This is a genomic window from Providencia sp. Me31A, assembly GCF_050487165.1.
Taxonomy (GTDB): Bacteria; Pseudomonadota; Gammaproteobacteria; order Enterobacterales; family Enterobacteriaceae; genus Providencia.
Genome location: NZ_JBKQGZ010000017.1, coordinates 110837 through 125833 on the forward strand (window position 1 = coordinate 110837; position 14997 = coordinate 125833).

General features: G+C 40.2%; 12 protein-coding genes. 7 read left to right on the forward strand and 5 right to left on the reverse strand.

The annotated features are described in order from the left end of the window. Positions 1-98 precede the first annotated feature (98 nt). Positions 99-854: an HTH-type transcriptional regulator UlaR gene (gene ulaR, locus ACLPIE_RS15060; protein ID WP_430262598.1), complete on the reverse strand. Its 756-nt coding sequence runs from the start codon at positions 852-854 to the stop codon at positions 99-101. A gap of 402 nt (positions 855-1256) precedes the next feature. Between ulaR and ACLPIE_RS15065 the strand changes: the two genes are divergently transcribed. The 4 genes from ACLPIE_RS15065 (at position 1257) to ACLPIE_RS15080 (ending at position 5091) form a co-directional block, all read left to right on the forward strand. Continuing rightward, positions 1257-3026 (forward strand): PTS ascorbate-specific subunit IIBC, encoded by a 1770-nt coding sequence (locus ACLPIE_RS15065; RefSeq protein ID WP_430262599.1) that lies wholly within the window; start codon positions 1257-1259, stop codon positions 3024-3026. A gap of 72 nt (positions 3027-3098) precedes the next feature. Beyond that, positions 3099-3566, forward strand: coding sequence for a PTS sugar transporter subunit IIA (locus ACLPIE_RS15070; RefSeq protein ID WP_430262607.1), 468 nt, complete (start codon positions 3099-3101; stop codon positions 3564-3566). Positions 3567-3616: 50 nt separating this feature from the next. Continuing rightward, positions 3617-4447 (forward strand): Cof-type HAD-IIB family hydrolase, encoded by an 831-nt coding sequence (locus ACLPIE_RS15075; RefSeq protein ID WP_430262600.1) that lies wholly within the window; start codon positions 3617-3619, stop codon positions 4445-4447. Further along, a complete protein-coding gene (locus ACLPIE_RS15080; RefSeq protein WP_430262601.1) occupies positions 4444-5091 on the forward strand; it encodes a 3-keto-L-gulonate-6-phosphate decarboxylase UlaD in 648 nt (215 codons plus the stop codon). The genes ACLPIE_RS15075 and ACLPIE_RS15080 overlap by 4 nt, the downstream gene beginning before the upstream one ends. Before the next feature lie 136 nt (positions 5092-5227). Here the strand turns inward: ACLPIE_RS15080 and purL are convergent, their stop codons facing one another. Continuing rightward, positions 5228-9115 (reverse strand): phosphoribosylformylglycinamidine synthase, encoded by a 3888-nt coding sequence (purL, locus tag ACLPIE_RS15085; RefSeq protein WP_430262602.1) that lies wholly within the window; start codon positions 9113-9115, stop codon positions 5228-5230. Positions 9116-9441: 326 nt separating this feature from the next. On the opposite strand from purL, the gene mltF reads away from it, so the two are divergent. Then, positions 9442-11076, forward strand: a complete 1635-nt coding sequence (gene mltF, locus ACLPIE_RS15090; RefSeq protein WP_430262608.1) for a membrane-bound lytic murein transglycosylase MltF — start codon at positions 9442-9444, stop codon at positions 11074-11076. Here mltF and tadA read toward each other — a convergent pair. Continuing rightward, positions 11073-11564, reverse strand: coding sequence for a tRNA adenosine(34) deaminase TadA (gene tadA / locus ACLPIE_RS15095; RefSeq protein ID WP_430262603.1), 492 nt, complete (start codon positions 11562-11564; stop codon positions 11073-11075). The two genes, mltF and tadA, sit on opposite strands and share 4 nt — an antisense overlap. 96 nt (positions 11565-11660) lie before the next feature. Beyond that, positions 11661-12308 (reverse strand): leucine efflux protein LeuE, encoded by a 648-nt coding sequence (gene leuE, locus ACLPIE_RS15100; RefSeq protein WP_430262604.1) that lies wholly within the window; start codon positions 12306-12308, stop codon positions 11661-11663. An 897-nt stretch (positions 12309-13205) separates the two neighbouring features. On the opposite strand from leuE, the gene ACLPIE_RS15105 reads away from it, so the two are divergent. Beyond that, entirely contained in the window at positions 13206-13451 is a 246-nt protein-coding gene (locus ACLPIE_RS15105) for a DinI-like family protein (RefSeq protein ID WP_211889642.1), read from the forward strand. Further along, complete coding sequence (locus tag ACLPIE_RS15110) at positions 13448-13738, forward strand: hypothetical protein (RefSeq protein WP_239978794.1); 291 nt, start codon at positions 13448-13450, stop codon at positions 13736-13738. The genes ACLPIE_RS15105 and ACLPIE_RS15110 overlap by 4 nt, the downstream gene beginning before the upstream one ends. A 41-nt stretch (positions 13739-13779) precedes the next feature. Here the strand turns inward: ACLPIE_RS15110 and ACLPIE_RS15115 are convergent. Then, positions 13780-14997: phage tail fiber protein (locus ACLPIE_RS15115; RefSeq protein WP_430262605.1), on the reverse strand; the 1218-nt coding region annotated here is incomplete at its 5' end.

The following is a 14997-nucleotide window of genomic DNA, read 5'->3' on the forward strand; positions in this document are numbered from 1 at the left end:
TCTAGAATTTTAAATGTAGGGAACCTGATGCCTTAATGTAAAAATTAAGGCATTTGAACCAGATATGTTTAATTCAATAAAACCGATATGTTGTGGAGCTAGACTAATATAACGCGTGTTCCTTGTGCTTTTATGGCCTTGATCACTTCTGGGTTAGCATTTTTCCCTGTGATCAGAACATCGATTTTATTAACGGGACAAAATAACATCCCTGTCCGATAACCCACTTTAGAACTGTCCACTACCACCACGAGTTTATCGATTTGATCGAGCATTTGCTGCTCAGCGACTGCGGTTAGCATATCCGCTTTATATAAACCCGCTTCAGTTAATCCTTTACCCGATGTGAACATCCAATTACCTGCATAGCCCATTAAGGTATTCAGAGCCGGGTTCAAAAATATATTTTGAGCTTTGTTATATTGGCCACCAATCAAAATGACATCGTCATGGTCTTGGTCAATTAAATAGCTGGCTAATGGAAAATAGTTGGTGACGATCTGAACATTTTTCCCACACAACTGCTGTCCGAGTAAAAAAGCCGTTGAACCACAGTTGATCACCGCACTTTCACCGGGGAGGCATAACTCTGCGGCTTTAACCGCAATTTGCGATTTCTCTTCATAGTGGTCAGTACTGTCAATATTCAACGGTGTCCACTTACGTTTTTTACTTTCAATTCGCTCAGCACCATTACGAACTTTCCGCAATTTTCCCTGCTCATCCAATTTAGAAATATCGCGACGAGCCGTTGCAGGAGACACATTAAAATGTTCTGTAATTAGAGAAACGTTAATCACCCGATTACTTTCTAATAAAGACAATATTTCATTGTGTCTTTGCACTTCATTCATAACTATCGTCCTATTAATAAATAATCACCTGTACGATTCATAATGACTACAAATGATTATTTGTGATTGGTTTTGATTCTATTTATCCCAATGACAGTTGTCAACCTTTAAGACCCCAAAAAAATAACATTGAGAAAAAATACAATCAACATATTGATTTTAATCATTAATTAAAATATTACGTGATCGAGTCGTCATTTATTTATTTTTTAACTGGTAAAAAAATGCACAAATGCAAACAATCAAAAAAGAGCAATGCGTGATTACACTTGATCACTTGTGATTTCTAAGTGAGCACTTATCAGCTTAGAATGATTATATCGCAACAACACCACATACGATCAATATGATTAATCTCTGCCCTATATAAATTACAAATACAATTTGATTAGAGGTAAAAATATGGATTTTTTATATAACGCTTTCTATATTTTTTACAGCCAAGTAATGACCAAAGCGCCTCTACTGTTAGGCTTAGTCACATTTATTGGTTACTGGTTGTTAAAGCGTGATGGCACCACAATCTTAAAGGGAACAATTAAAACGATTGTTGGATTTATGTTAGTTGGCGTTGGTGCCAGTACCTTAGTCTCAAGCTTCAAACCCGTCATTGAAAAAATGTCTGAATACCATGGGCTTACTGGCTCAGTTATTGACCCTTATACGTCCATGATGGCAACAATGGAAGCGATGGGCGATAACTACTCATGGGTCGGTTATACCGTTTTATTAGCCCTCGCGATTAACATATTGTTGGTGCTATTTCGCCGTATCACAGGTATTCGTACCATCATGCTAACGGGCCATATTATGTTCCAGCAAGCCGGGTTAATTGCCGTTTTCTATTTTGTACTCGGCACGAGTATGTGGGAAACCATTATTTATTCTGCAGTATTAATGGCGCTATATTGGGGAATTTCTTCCAATATTATGTTCAAACCAACACAAGAAGTGACTGGCGGAGCAGGGTTCTCAATTGGCCACCAGCAACAATTTGCTTCATGGATAGCCACTAAAGTTGCGCCTAAACTCGGCGATAAAAAAGACAGCGTTGATAATTTAAAACTGCCGAAATGGTTGCATATCTTCCATGACAGTATCTCCGCCACCGCCATTGTAATGACCTTATTTTTTGGTGTTATCTTAATTTCCTTTGGTATCCCCAACCTACAAACGATGGCAGGAACCACCCACTGGACCATTTATATTATTGAAACTGGCTTAAAATTTGCTGTTGCCATTCAAATCATTGTTACTGGTGTACGTATGTTTGTGGCGGAATTATCTGAAGCTTTCAAAGGTATTTCAGAGCGTGTGATCCCCAATGCTGTGCTTGCGATTGACTGCGCCGCCATCTATGCGTTCTCCCCTAATGCGATGGTATTTGGTTTCATGTGGGGCGCTATCGGACAATTTGTTGCCGTACTCGGGATGTTGGCTTTCAACTCCCCCATAATGATTATTCCAGGCTTTATCCCTATGTTCTTCTCGAACGCGACTATCGGTATTTTTGCCAACCATTTTGGTGGCTGGAAAGCCGTCATGAAAGTATGTTTCGTGATGGGGGTTATTGAAGTCTTGGGCTCTGCGTGGGCAATCAGCTTAATTAACAGCCAAGGCACTGACTTTAGTGGTTGGATGGGAATGGCAGACTGGGCTCTCGCCTTCCCTGTTATCATGCAAGGCCTTTCAATCTCTAAAATGTTCTTCTTTGTCATTATTGCCTTAGCCGTTGTGTATATGTACTTTGCCTCCAAAGCCTTGAGAGCAGAAGAAGATGCACAAGCTATCACGAATGATAACAATCGGTCAGAGGACGACCATACCGCGAATGAAGATGATGAAATAGTATTCGAAAACAATGAAGCAAAACCTGTCAGAATCCTTGCCGTTTGTGGTAATGGCCAAGGTTCGTCGATGATGATGAAAATGAAAATTGGCCAATATCTTGAAAAGAAAGGTATTCCTCATGTAATGGACTCCTGTGCGGTATCCGATTATAAATCCAAATTACCTGCAACCGATATTATTGTTTCCTCTAAGCACCTGAGTGCAGAAATGGAACCAGGAGAAGGCAAGTTTATCCTTGGTGTGCAAAATATGCTCAATCCAAATTCATTTGGTGATGAACTACTCAATATTATTCATACCAACTTTATCGGAAAAAAATAGCATCACTCATAGGAATAGATATCGCTCACCGCTGTATCTATTCACTTAACGTAGAAAAATAGGAAGGCAATGATGGGATTCAAACAATCATTAATCGACAATAATTCGATACAGTTACAAGCATCCGCTGACAACTGGCGTGATGCCATTAAGATAGGAACAGACCTGCTTATCGCTTCAGGGGCGATAAAACCTAGCTATCACGAGGCTATTATTAGCAGTGTTGAAAAACTTGGACCTTATATTTGTATCGCACCTAATTTAGCCCTCCCACACGCAAGACCTGAAGATGGTGTGGTCAAAACTGCATTTGCCTTAGTGACATTGAAAAAGCCGATTGTTTTTGATGGAGAAGATGAACCTGTTGACGTACTAATCACTTTAGCGGGGAGTTCTTCCGATGAGCACATGGAAGGGCTAATGGAAGTCACTCAGGTACTGGATGATGAAGACAGTGAAACTGGCGTTGATCTTGAGAAGCTACGCCGTTGCCGTACGATTGATGATGTTTATCAGGTTATTGATCAAGCATTATGCTAAATTAATGATAATCAAAAAGAATCATTAATTAGCAATAGGGGTAATCAACTATGTATAAAGTATTAGCACTTGATTTGGATGGAACGGTTTTAACTCAAGAACATACGATCCACCCTTCGGTCAAACAAGCCATTCAAGCAGCAGCAAAAAAATGCCATGTTATGATAGTCACAGGCCGCCACCATACTGCCGCCCGTCCCTACTATGATGAGCTTGGGCTAACCACGCCAATTATTTGTTGCAATGGTACTTATATCTATGATTACCAAAATGAAAAAGTTATTACGCACAATGCTCTCTCTAAAGAGAATGCACTCACCTTTATTGAATTAGCACAACAAAACAAGTTGAAAATGGTGATGTATATTACCGATGCCATGGTGTATTCAAAAATCGATCCTATCGATTACATGAGTGTGATGGAACAGTGGGCTAAAGATCCCGCAATGAGCCATCCACCAAAAATTTATCGCATTGATTCATTTCAAAAACAAGTCAAGCAGGCTGACTACATTTGGAAGTTTGTCGTCGAAGGTGAACCCGCAACGTTAGAACGTTTCTTAAGTACTCCTTGGATTAAACAAACTTTTAATGCAGAAAAGTCATGGTCAAACCGTTTCGACTTTGCCGCAAAAGGCAATAACAAAGGAACACGTTTGGCTGAATATCTTGACTCCTTGGGTTATAACTCAAACCAAGTTATCGCTGTTGGTGATAACCACAATGATATCTCCATGATTGAGCTAGCAGGCCTAGGCGTTGCAATGAAAAATGCGGATGACACGGTGAAATCCCACGCTAATTCCGTCTGCGCGACAGATAATAATGGTGATGGTCTTGCGCGTCTAATACATGAACATATTTTAGGACAGCCACAATGACAAAACCTTTGATCCAAATTGCATTAGACCAAACTGACTTACAATCCGCTTTAAATGTTGCTGAAAATGTACACACTTTTGTTGATATCATTGAAGTCGGTACCATATTAGCCTTTGCGGAAGGAATGAACTCGGTTGCCACGTTACGTAAAAAATATCCAAATCATATTATTGTTTGTGATATGAAAACGACCGATGGTGGCGCAATTCTTTCCCGCATGGCTTTTGAAGCTGGTGCAGATTGGATCACCGTCTCCGCTGCGGCTCATATCGCCACAATCGCAGCATGTAAAAAAGTTGCCGATGAATTTAATCGTGAAATCCAAATCGAAATCTATGGTAATTGGACATTCGAAGATGCCCAAAATTGGGTAAAACTCGGTATTTCTCAGGCTATTTACCATCGTTCTCGTGATGCAGAACTCGCAGGTATAGGTTGGACAAATGAAGATCTCGAAAAAATGCATAAGCTATCAGAACTTGGCTTAGCGTTGTCCATTACCGGCGGTATCGTGCCGGAAGACATCCATTTATTTAACGGCATCAAAGCCAAAGCCTTTATTGCAGGTCGTGCTTTAGTGGGTGATAAAGGTAAAAAAACGGCTGAAGCATTGAGGGAACAAATTAACCGTTTTTGGAAATAAAGCGCTTTCGTTAGACGCGTTATTCGCCCTAATACTCGCAATAGTTTAGGGCGTTAATTTTTGCTAAAAAATAAAAACCCCCTATTGTTTTATATCTAACAAAAGGGGGCATAGTGCAAATTAAATTAAATCATCATTAACCAAGCTGCTTACGCGCATTGCGGAAAATGCGCATCCACGGGCTGTCTTCCCCCCAATTCTCAGGGTGCCACGAATTACTTACCGTGCGGAAAACACGTTCTGGGTGAGGCATCATGATGGTTGCACGCCCATCTTTTGAGGTTACAGACGTAATCCCATTGACTGAGCCATTCGGGTTAGCTGGGTATTGTTCCGTCACTTGACCATAGTTATTCACAAAACGCATCGCCACCAGCCCATTGTCTTCCAATTGCTGTAAATGTGCAGCAGAACGAGTTTCCACTTGCCCTTCACCATGAGAAACCGCAATCGCCATTCGAGAGCCCGCCATATCTTGCAATAATAGTGATGGGCTATTCGCAATTTCAACCAAGCTAAAACGCGCTTCAAAACGTTCTGAACGGTTACGCACAAAACGAGGCCAGAACTCCGCGCCTGGGATTAATTCATGTAAATTTGACATCATCTGACAACCATTACATACACCCAGTGATAGCGTATCTGGGCGGTTAAAGAACGTAGCAAATTCATCACGCACTTTACTGTTGAACAGAATGGATTTTGCCCACCCCTCACCTGCGCCCAATACGTCACCATAAGAGAAACCACCACAAGCGACTAATGACTGAAACTGTGTCAAAGACAAGTTACCTGCCAGTAAATCACTCATATGCACGTCAACAGCATCAAAACCGGCACGGTCAAAGGCAGCTGCCATTTCCACATGTGAATTTACGCCTTGTTCACGCAGTACAGCTACTTTAGGGCGCACACCTGATAAAATAAACGGAGCCGCAATATCTTCTTCAATGTCGTAAGTCAGTTTCACATTCAAACCGGGGTCTTGGTTATCTTGCTTCATGGTGTGCTCTTCATCCGCGCACGCCTCGTTATCACGCAGGCGCTGCATTTGCCATGTAGTTTCAGCCCACCATTGGCGCAATAAGCTACGAGATTCACGGTACACAACAGTATCACGACTACTGATAACCACCACATCATCATGAATAGCTGAACCAAGGTAATGAACACACCCCGCCAAGCCTGCCTTCGCAAAACGCGCTTCAACATAGGCTCTATCAGCTTCATTGATTTGAATAACCGCCCCTAGCTCCTCATTAAATAATGCCGCTAAGGTGTCTTCATCAAATGAGCTAATATCAACATTAATCCCGCAATGACCGGCAAAAGCCATTTCAACTAATGTCACCAATAAGCCACCATCTGAACGATCGTGATAAGCCAATAATTTTTGTTCAGACAGTAATTTTTGGATTGTATTAAAGAAACCTAATAATTGCTCAGCGCTACGTACATCCGGTGCTTTATTTCCAAGTTGACGATAGACTTGTGCGAGCGCAGAGCCACCGAGTGCGCTGTTACCTTGTCCAAGATCAATTAATAATAAGGCGTTATCATCGGTAGTTTTTAACTCAGGTGTTACCGTCAAACGAACATCTTCTACACGGCCAAACGCAGTGATTACCAAGGAAAGTGGCGATGTCATTTCACGTTCTTCGCCATCTTGCTGCCAACGGGTTTTCATTGACATTGAGTCTTTGCCCACTGGAATAGTTAAACCCAGTGCAGGGCAAAGCTCTTCACCCACTGCCTTAACCGCTTCATATAAACCTGCATCTTCACCGGGGTGCCCTGCGGCTGCCATCCAGTTTGCAGAAAGTTTTACACGTTTAAGATCTTGTACATAGGAGCACGCTAAGTTAGTTAATGCTTCCCCTACTGCCATACGTGCCGATGCAGCAAAATCCACTAATGCCACTGGCGTTCTTTCACCAATTGACATCGACTCACCATAGTAACTGTCTAAACTTGCTGTCGTTACCGCGCAATCTGCGACAGGGATTTGCCAAGGGCCAACCATTTGGTCACGAGCGACCATTCCTGTTACTGTACGGTCACCTATTGTTATCAAGAATGTTTTTTCAGCCACTGCGGGTAAGTGTAAAACACGTTTAACCGCTTCATTTAAATTAATAGCTGTTCTGTCTAATGCATCAGGCTCTGCTTTTAGTGTTGTTACATCACGCAGCATTTTGGGTGTTTTACCCAATAAAACATCCAAAGGCATATCAATTGGTTGGTTAGAAAAATGTTCATCATTCAGCGTTAAATGACGCTCTTCCGTTGCCTCTCCAATCACGGCAAATGGTGCGCGCTCGCGTTCACAAATAGCAGTAAATACAGGAAGTTGCTCAGGAGAGACCGCCATAACATAGCGCTCTTGAGACTCATTACACCACACTTCTAGTGGGCTCATACCCGGTTCATCATTGAGAATTTTACGTAACTCAAAACGCCCACCACGGCCACCATCACTCACCAGCTCAGGCATTGCGTTAGATAACCCACCCGCCCCCACATCGTGGATAAATAAAATAGGGTTATCATCGCCAAGCTGCCAACAACGGTCGATAACCTCTTGGCAACGACGTTCCATTTCTGCGTTATCACGCTGAACAGATGCAAAATCTAAATCTGCATCTGATTGACCCGACGCCATCGATGATGCAGCACCACCACCTAAGCCAATATTCATTGAAGGGCCACCGAGTACAATTAGCTTTGCACCAACCGTAATTTCACCTTTTTGCACGTGGTCAGCACGGATATTTCCAATCCCACCCGCTAACATGATAGGTTTATGGTAGCCACGTAACTCTTCACCATTGTGGCTATTAACTTTTTCTTCGTAGGTTCTGAAATAGCCTAACAGCGCAGGACGGCCAAATTCATTGTTAAACGCCGCACCGCCCAATGGCCCTTCCATCATAATGTCCAAAGCCGTCACGATACGCTCTGGTTTACCGAAATCTTCCTCCCAAGGCTGCTCAAAGCCCGGAATACGCAAATTAGAAACAGAAAAACCCACTAGCCCCGCTTTGGGTTTCGCACCGCGCCCCGTAGCCCCTTCATCACGGATTTCACCGCCAGAGCCTGTCGCTGCGCCCGGCCACGGTGAAATTGCAGTTGGATGGTTATGGGTTTCCACCTTCATTAATATATGAGCATCTTCTTGATGGTAACGGTAGGTACGACTTTCAGGTTCAGGGAAAAAACGCCCAATAGGGGAACCTTCCATCACCGCTGCGTTATCTTTATAGGCAGACAATACGTGATCAGGTGTTTTTTCAAAGGTATTTTTAATCATTTTAAACAGCGATTTTGGCTGTTCTTGCCCATCAATTACCCAATCTGCATTAAAAATTTTGTGGCGACAATGTTCCGAGTTTGCTTGAGCAAACATATATAATTCAACATCAGTTGGATTACGTTTTAAACCAATAAAAGCATCTAATAGGTAGTCTATTTCGTCGTCTGCTAACGCAAGGCCCATTTCTTTATTTGCTATTTCTAACGCAGACCGTCCACCTGCAATCACATCAATCAATTTCATTGGCGCTGGCTGTTGTTGTAGAAATAGTGCACTCGCCTGTTCAAAAGAAGAGAAAATACTTTCCATCATACGATCGTGCAAAATAGTCATCACTTCGTGCCATTGTTCTTGGTTCAGAGCATCCCCTTGAACATAGTAAGCAATACCACGTTCGATACGCTTTACTTGGCTAAGACCACAGTTATGTGCAATATCAGTGGCTTTTGAAGACCACGGAGAAATTGTTCCCGGACGAGGAGTGACTAAAATAAGTTTACCAAATGGGTCATGCTCTGGTAGAGAAGGACCATATTTTAACAAACTGCTCAGTTTGCCTTGCTCACTTTCACTTAACGGCGCCGAAACTTCAGCAAAGTGCATATATTCAGCATAAATATCTGTTACAGGAAGCTGTTTTTCTGCCAACAGCGCCAAAAGGCGGGTAATACGAAATGCTGATAGAGCAGGTGAACCACGCAAAATTTCCATAGTCTTAATTTCTCTCTTTTAAACGCCAGCCCTGAACATGAAAGCAGGGAAACCGAGATACATTATAGAGCAATGTTCATCAATACGAAACCGTTTGCGTGATTAAAAATAGAACAATTAGTTAAATATTATTCTGTGCTAAATGCGATAATATCGGTTGCACCAATCCTAATTGTTAAGCAAAATAACCAACCACTGGAATTATAACCATTACTTAGCCATACTTTTTTTAGACACACAACACCAGTCAATGCACGAGAAACTATTATTTGAATAACTTAAAAGTTAACTATTTAATCGTGGTGGTCATCGCGCTACTGGCTACTATGGTCATCGGGTTTAACGTCCGTTGGCCAAATATACAAGATTCACAAATTAATAAAATTATTGCCCAAGGTGAATTACGTATTAGTGCCGTTAGCTCGCCACTTATCTATATTGATGAGCAAGAACAGTTACGTGGTTTTGACTACGAACTTGCTCAAGGCTTTGCCGCGTACTTAGGCGTGAAACTTAAAATCACTATTCGCCCTACTTTTGAGCAAATTTTTGATGATCTTGAAAACGGTGATGCCGATATCGCAGTCGCGGGATTGCTCTACAATAAAGAACGATTAGCGAAAATGAAAACTGGGCCAAGTTATTTGAATGTGACACAACAGCTTGTGTATCGCAAAGGAACCACTCGTCCAAAATCCTTTAAAGATATTGACGGTAAACTACTTGTTATGTCAGGTAGCGCACATGTGAGTACGTTAAAACAATTGGCTAAAGAATATCCAAATCTAAAATGGGAAGAAAGTTCAAAATACACGACAAACCAGCTACTCGAGATGGTCGCAGAAGGTGAAATTGATTACACACTAGAAGATTCTATTGCCATCGCATTACAACAGCGTATCCACCCGCAAATTGCAGTCGCATTTGATTTACTCGATGACCATGCGGTAACTTGGTATATGCGCAGAGGCCAAGAAAATAGTCTAGATGCTGCTTTACTTGATTTTTTTAACATGGCTAATGAAACGGAATTACTCGCTCGGCTCAATGAAAAATATTTTAGCCACGTAGAATCTTTCGATTATTTTGATACGATGGCATTTATTAACGCCATTGATAATAAACTTCCTGAATATCAACCACTGTTTGAAAAATATGCCCAAATTATTGATTGGAAGTTATTAGCCGCTATTGCATGGCAAGAATCCCACTGGGAGCCTTTAGCGACCTCACCAACGGGTGTACGTGGCTTAATGATGCTAACAAAACCAACGGCAACAACAATGGGCATCTCTAACCGGTTAGATCCCGAGGAAAGTATCAAGGGTGGTGCAGCCTATATTGCCTATATTATGGAACGGTTACCTGCAACCATCGAGGAGGATGACCGCATTTGGTTTGCACTCTCTGCTTATAATATGGGCTACGGGCACATGCAAGATGTCCGTAAATTAACAGAAATGTTAGGTGGTGATCCTGACCGCTGGTTAGACGTCAAAGCGCGACTACCACTTTTAACACAACAAAAGTATTATTCTCAGTTAACCTATGGTTACGCTCGGGGTAATGAGGCATATCGTTATGTTGAAAATATTCGCCGCTATCACCAAAGTTTAGTTGGTTATCTACAAAGCCAGGAAAGAAAACAGCATGCACTCAATATTGCTCAAAAGTCGCTGACTTACTTGATTTTGCCAGAAAACCTTAAATCAATAGAACCCAAACCTGTAGAAAACCAATCTCCTATCCCTGAAAAGGTGAGTACTAAATATTTAGGGGCAATGAGCTCATCAAAACAAACGCTTAAGAGTCTTAATAATGGAAAGCTTTCTTTAAGTAACTATTTAGCTTCAGGATACTCATTAAAGAATGAGTCAGCCAAAGAAGCCCCTAATTTCCCCTCTCCCCCCTTTAAAGCGCCAGAAAAACCATTACAATCCCATCATTATAATGACAACTAGCCTTGTTGGCGCTTTTGTGATTTTTTCTGCGTCCTGCGCATTTTAAAAAAAGCACTCAGCATCGATGAGCATTGTTCTGCTAAAATACCACCTGTAACATCCACATAATGATTCAATCCTGCTTGTTCCATAATATTCATATATGAACCACAAGCACCGGTTTTAAAATCTTTAGCCCCATAAACAACTCGACCTATACGACTATGGATCATCGCCCCTGCACACATGATACAAGGCTCTAACGTCACATATAACGTCGTATTTAATAAACGGTAATTACTCAACACTTGCCCTGCTTGTTGCAAAGCAATAATTTCGGCATGAGCGGTAGGATTGTGGTCAATAATAGAACGGTTCCAACCTGAAGCAATCAATTGATTATCTTTAACTAGTAAAGCGCCAACAGGAATTTCACCGTTCTCTTGTGCTTTTAGCGCAAGTTCAAGGGCTTGCTGCATCCAGTGTTCATCGATTTCTAATTGCGTCACTCTTACCTCTGGTCAATGCGTTTTACACACAATTATCCTCAAATGTTAGAATGACTGCAATTAAAATGCTTTTACCTCCGTAATAGCTAACTGATTTTAATTGCTAAAAATCGCTAATTTAGCCGCAAACCCCATAAAGAATGCTCCCACAGTACAATTTCCAAGCTTCGCAAGGAGTTGTTTTTCACGTAAAAAACGCGCTATCAAATAGCCACTAAAAATCAACAAACTTAAGTATAAAAAACTGACTAACTCTAAAATCGTCGCGAGTACAAGGTACGGTACCCATGCATGAGAGTAATTAAAATCAACAAATTGTATAAAAAAAGAAATATAAAATAAAATTGCTTTCGGGTTCGTTATACTCAGCACTATGGCACGAGTAAAATGCTTTTCTGTTTTAATTGGAACAACATCAATGCCGTCTTGATTCAATTTTTTATGTATAAAGGTGCTATATAAAATTTTACAACCTAAATAGAGTAGATAGGCAGCCCCTAAATAACGCACTATCATAAATAATGTTGGAGATGCTTTTATCACTGAAGCAACACCGATAAATGACAGAAAAATTAATATTGCATCCCCAGTAAATACCCCTAGAGCAGCCCGATAGCCAAACCGAGTACCACTCGATGTACTTGTTTTTAATACATATAATGAGTTAGGCCCTGGTACGATAATGATTAAAATTAACCCTGCCAAATAAGTCCAGAAGTTAAGAACACCAAGATTTTCGAACATATTTTCGATCCTTTATCTTTTTCATTATTTCTATCATAACTTTCGCTCTTTGTGAATATTTATTATATTCATTAAATACATAAAACTAACTAACAATAAAAAAATTTAAATTAAACTTTTTATTTGTATTTACAAAGAAATCAATTTTTATTCATTGTTTGAAATAAACGAATAATTATATTCCAAAGTAATTAGCCTAATAAAAAACAATATTTATCGTTACTAAAAATTATTATTTTTCAGCTTATTAAAAGATAACTTTGCTATCTATACTTATAGTAAAGTTATCTTGAACATTCCTACACAACAAAGGTAAATACACCCACTCTTATAAATTGTAATAAATTCCACCTCTCATAAAAGAATACAAAAAAATCACAACAGTTTTGTTTTTAGTTAACAAACCATTATCTTTTTATAACGCACTGTTAATTAAAGTTATTTTTATTTTTTATAAGGGGAATCATTCTACACAATAACGAGCTAATACCGCATTTATATTCAAGCAAGATGAAAAATAAGTATTGTAATTTAGTATTACTTTTTCACGCTTTTCAATGTAAAATGGCTGTATAAAAACACAAAAATCGAATACCAGTAACAAATAAGTGCAAGATATCCGTTGCTGTTTTTAACTTCATAGAGTATAAGTCACTGATATGTCTTTATTAATTACAAAACGCTGCATCAACTGTGATATGTGATTCACTTCAAACAATAACCAATAAAATCAAATAAATAAAAAACTGTGTTTCTAACTGTGTTACTCCTGTTTTTGCTAACAACACAAAAATCCCTTTCCTAGTAACACAAAAAAATCACTATAACCTTGCAAACCCTAATTTTACTGTATATAAATACACTGTATATTATCACAGTATGATCGGAGTATTTATTATGCCACGTATAGAGATACTATTTGATAAAGAATCAAAACAAAAGCCTTCTGATAAAACTAGAAATGCCCTGCAGGAACAGATTATAAAAAGGATTGGTGACCGGTTTGGTCCATTGAGTTTACGTGTCGCTATGAGCTCATCACAATCACTTACGATTAGCGGCACTAAAACTGATGATGAGAAAGAAGAGATAGGGCAACTATTGGAAGAAATTTGGCAAGATGATTCGTGGGTACCAGCATGAAGAATAACAACGATGAGATACTAGAAGTAGATAATGCTGAATACATCCCTAAATTGGAAAAAGCGCACATATCTACTGATAACCCTCCTGGTTTTGTGTTCATGAAAATTATTTTCTCTGACCCAAAATTTAATATGGACACACTTGAAATGCAAAACATTAAGAGAGAGCCTATACAATCTTTTATGCATGAAAGTGTCGCTAGGGATTTACTAAAGCAGTTAGAGCAGTATTTTTATAGTGATACTGAAACTAGCAAACCTTCTGAAAAAAAATATTTAATGTAAAACTAAGCCGCAGTTTATTTCTGCGGCTTTTTAATGCTTAATTACAGTAATGTATCATTATCACCAAGGCCATATTGTTTACGTTCCGCAGCTTCCTGCTCTGCCCTTTCCGCTTCTTCAGCAATACGTTTAGCTTCTTCTTGTGCTAATCGCTCTGCTTCTAGCTTAGCGAGTCTCTCAGCTTCAACTTGCTTTTGATTGTAGATGGAGTTAGGTGGCATTTCGACACGCATGTCTATCCAGCGCGATTCCGGTACGTCACAAGGCTCGTAGTTTTCGAAGTAAACAGGCACGCCTTCTTCATCAAAGTGCTTAATGCGCTTGTTCTGGAAGCGTTCCGGCATATCTGCGTTCTGTTGGTGGAAAACAAAAACTTCAATATCCCCATCAGGTCTCACCTCGTAATCAATGAGAACCATGTTTTTACCGTTATGGTCTTGAGGAATAACAAAGCCGTTATTGATACCCCATGCACCATCTGCATTAAAGCCCACAATACCTTTAATGAGGTAATGACCGACACCCAGATGCTCCATTTCAACGCCTTCCGACTCATCGTTAGTCTCGATGTGGTCAGCAAATACTTTAACAATCGGAGATGCGGCTTTTAAGTTGCCGTTTGAGTCTTTTGTTGTGTTTAACGTTGAGTACAGCACTGAAGTCGGCGAAAACTCACCATTATCTAAAGTTCTAAAAGATAAACTTTTGTTTCCTGTTGTTTTACCAATTTGGAATCCATAACCTTCGGCGCGGACATTAATGACATATGCGAACCCATTACCCCCCCATGGATTAGCACTCGCACTACCCGGCATAGCATAAAAACCACAGCCAAGCTCTGTTGATGTGTGGTTTTCAGAGGATTGAACCAAGCTAACTCCAACACCACAATCACCAAATTGTATTAGCGTGCCAGATTTGGCAGGCAAGGTGTGCGTCCCTTTAGTCGACTTAATTGCGTTCTTACTGAAAGTCACATCACCAGAAATAGCTCCACCTGTCTTATCAAACTTCCCATCTAGCTGCTTATCCATTTCAGCAACCGTACGAATCTTGATTTTCTGGCCAGTTGGCAATTCAACATCAATGGTACCCTGAGCCGTCATCCACTGATTTAAAATATCTGTGTAGGCTTCACTCGCAATAACCTGCGCCGTCGCTTTATTAACGCCATCAGAAATAGAGTCAATCATTGTTGTTAGAATGATATATTTCGCATTAGTCAGTTTTGCTGAAACAGGAAATTCCAACGTTAAAGC

Coding starts and splice junctions, on each gene's coding strand:
- ulaR (WP_430262598.1), bottom strand. CDS start 854: ATGAATGAAGTGCAAAGACACAATGAAATATTGTCTTTATTAGAAAGT.
- ACLPIE_RS15065 (WP_430262599.1), top strand. CDS start 1,257: ATGGATTTTTTATATAACGCTTTCTATATTTTTTACAGCCAAGTAATG.
- ACLPIE_RS15070 (WP_430262607.1), top strand. CDS start 3,099: ATGGGATTCAAACAATCATTAATCGACAATAATTCGATACAGTTACAA.
- ACLPIE_RS15075 (WP_430262600.1), top strand. CDS start 3,617: ATGTATAAAGTATTAGCACTTGATTTGGATGGAACGGTTTTAACTCAA.
- ACLPIE_RS15080 (WP_430262601.1), top strand. CDS start 4,444: ATGACAAAACCTTTGATCCAAATTGCATTAGACCAAACTGACTTACAA.
- purL (WP_430262602.1), bottom strand. CDS start 9,115: ATGGAAATTTTGCGTGGTTCACCTGCTCTATCAGCATTTCGTATTACC.
- mltF (WP_430262608.1), top strand. CDS start 9,442: ATGGTCATCGGGTTTAACGTCCGTTGGCCAAATATACAAGATTCACAA.
- leuE (WP_430262604.1), bottom strand. CDS start 12,308: ATGTTCGAAAATCTTGGTGTTCTTAACTTCTGGACTTATTTGGCAGGG.
- ACLPIE_RS15105 (WP_211889642.1), top strand. CDS start 13,206: ATGCCACGTATAGAGATACTATTTGATAAAGAATCAAAACAAAAGCCT.
- ACLPIE_RS15110 (WP_239978794.1), top strand. CDS start 13,448: ATGAAGAATAACAACGATGAGATACTAGAAGTAGATAATGCTGAATAC.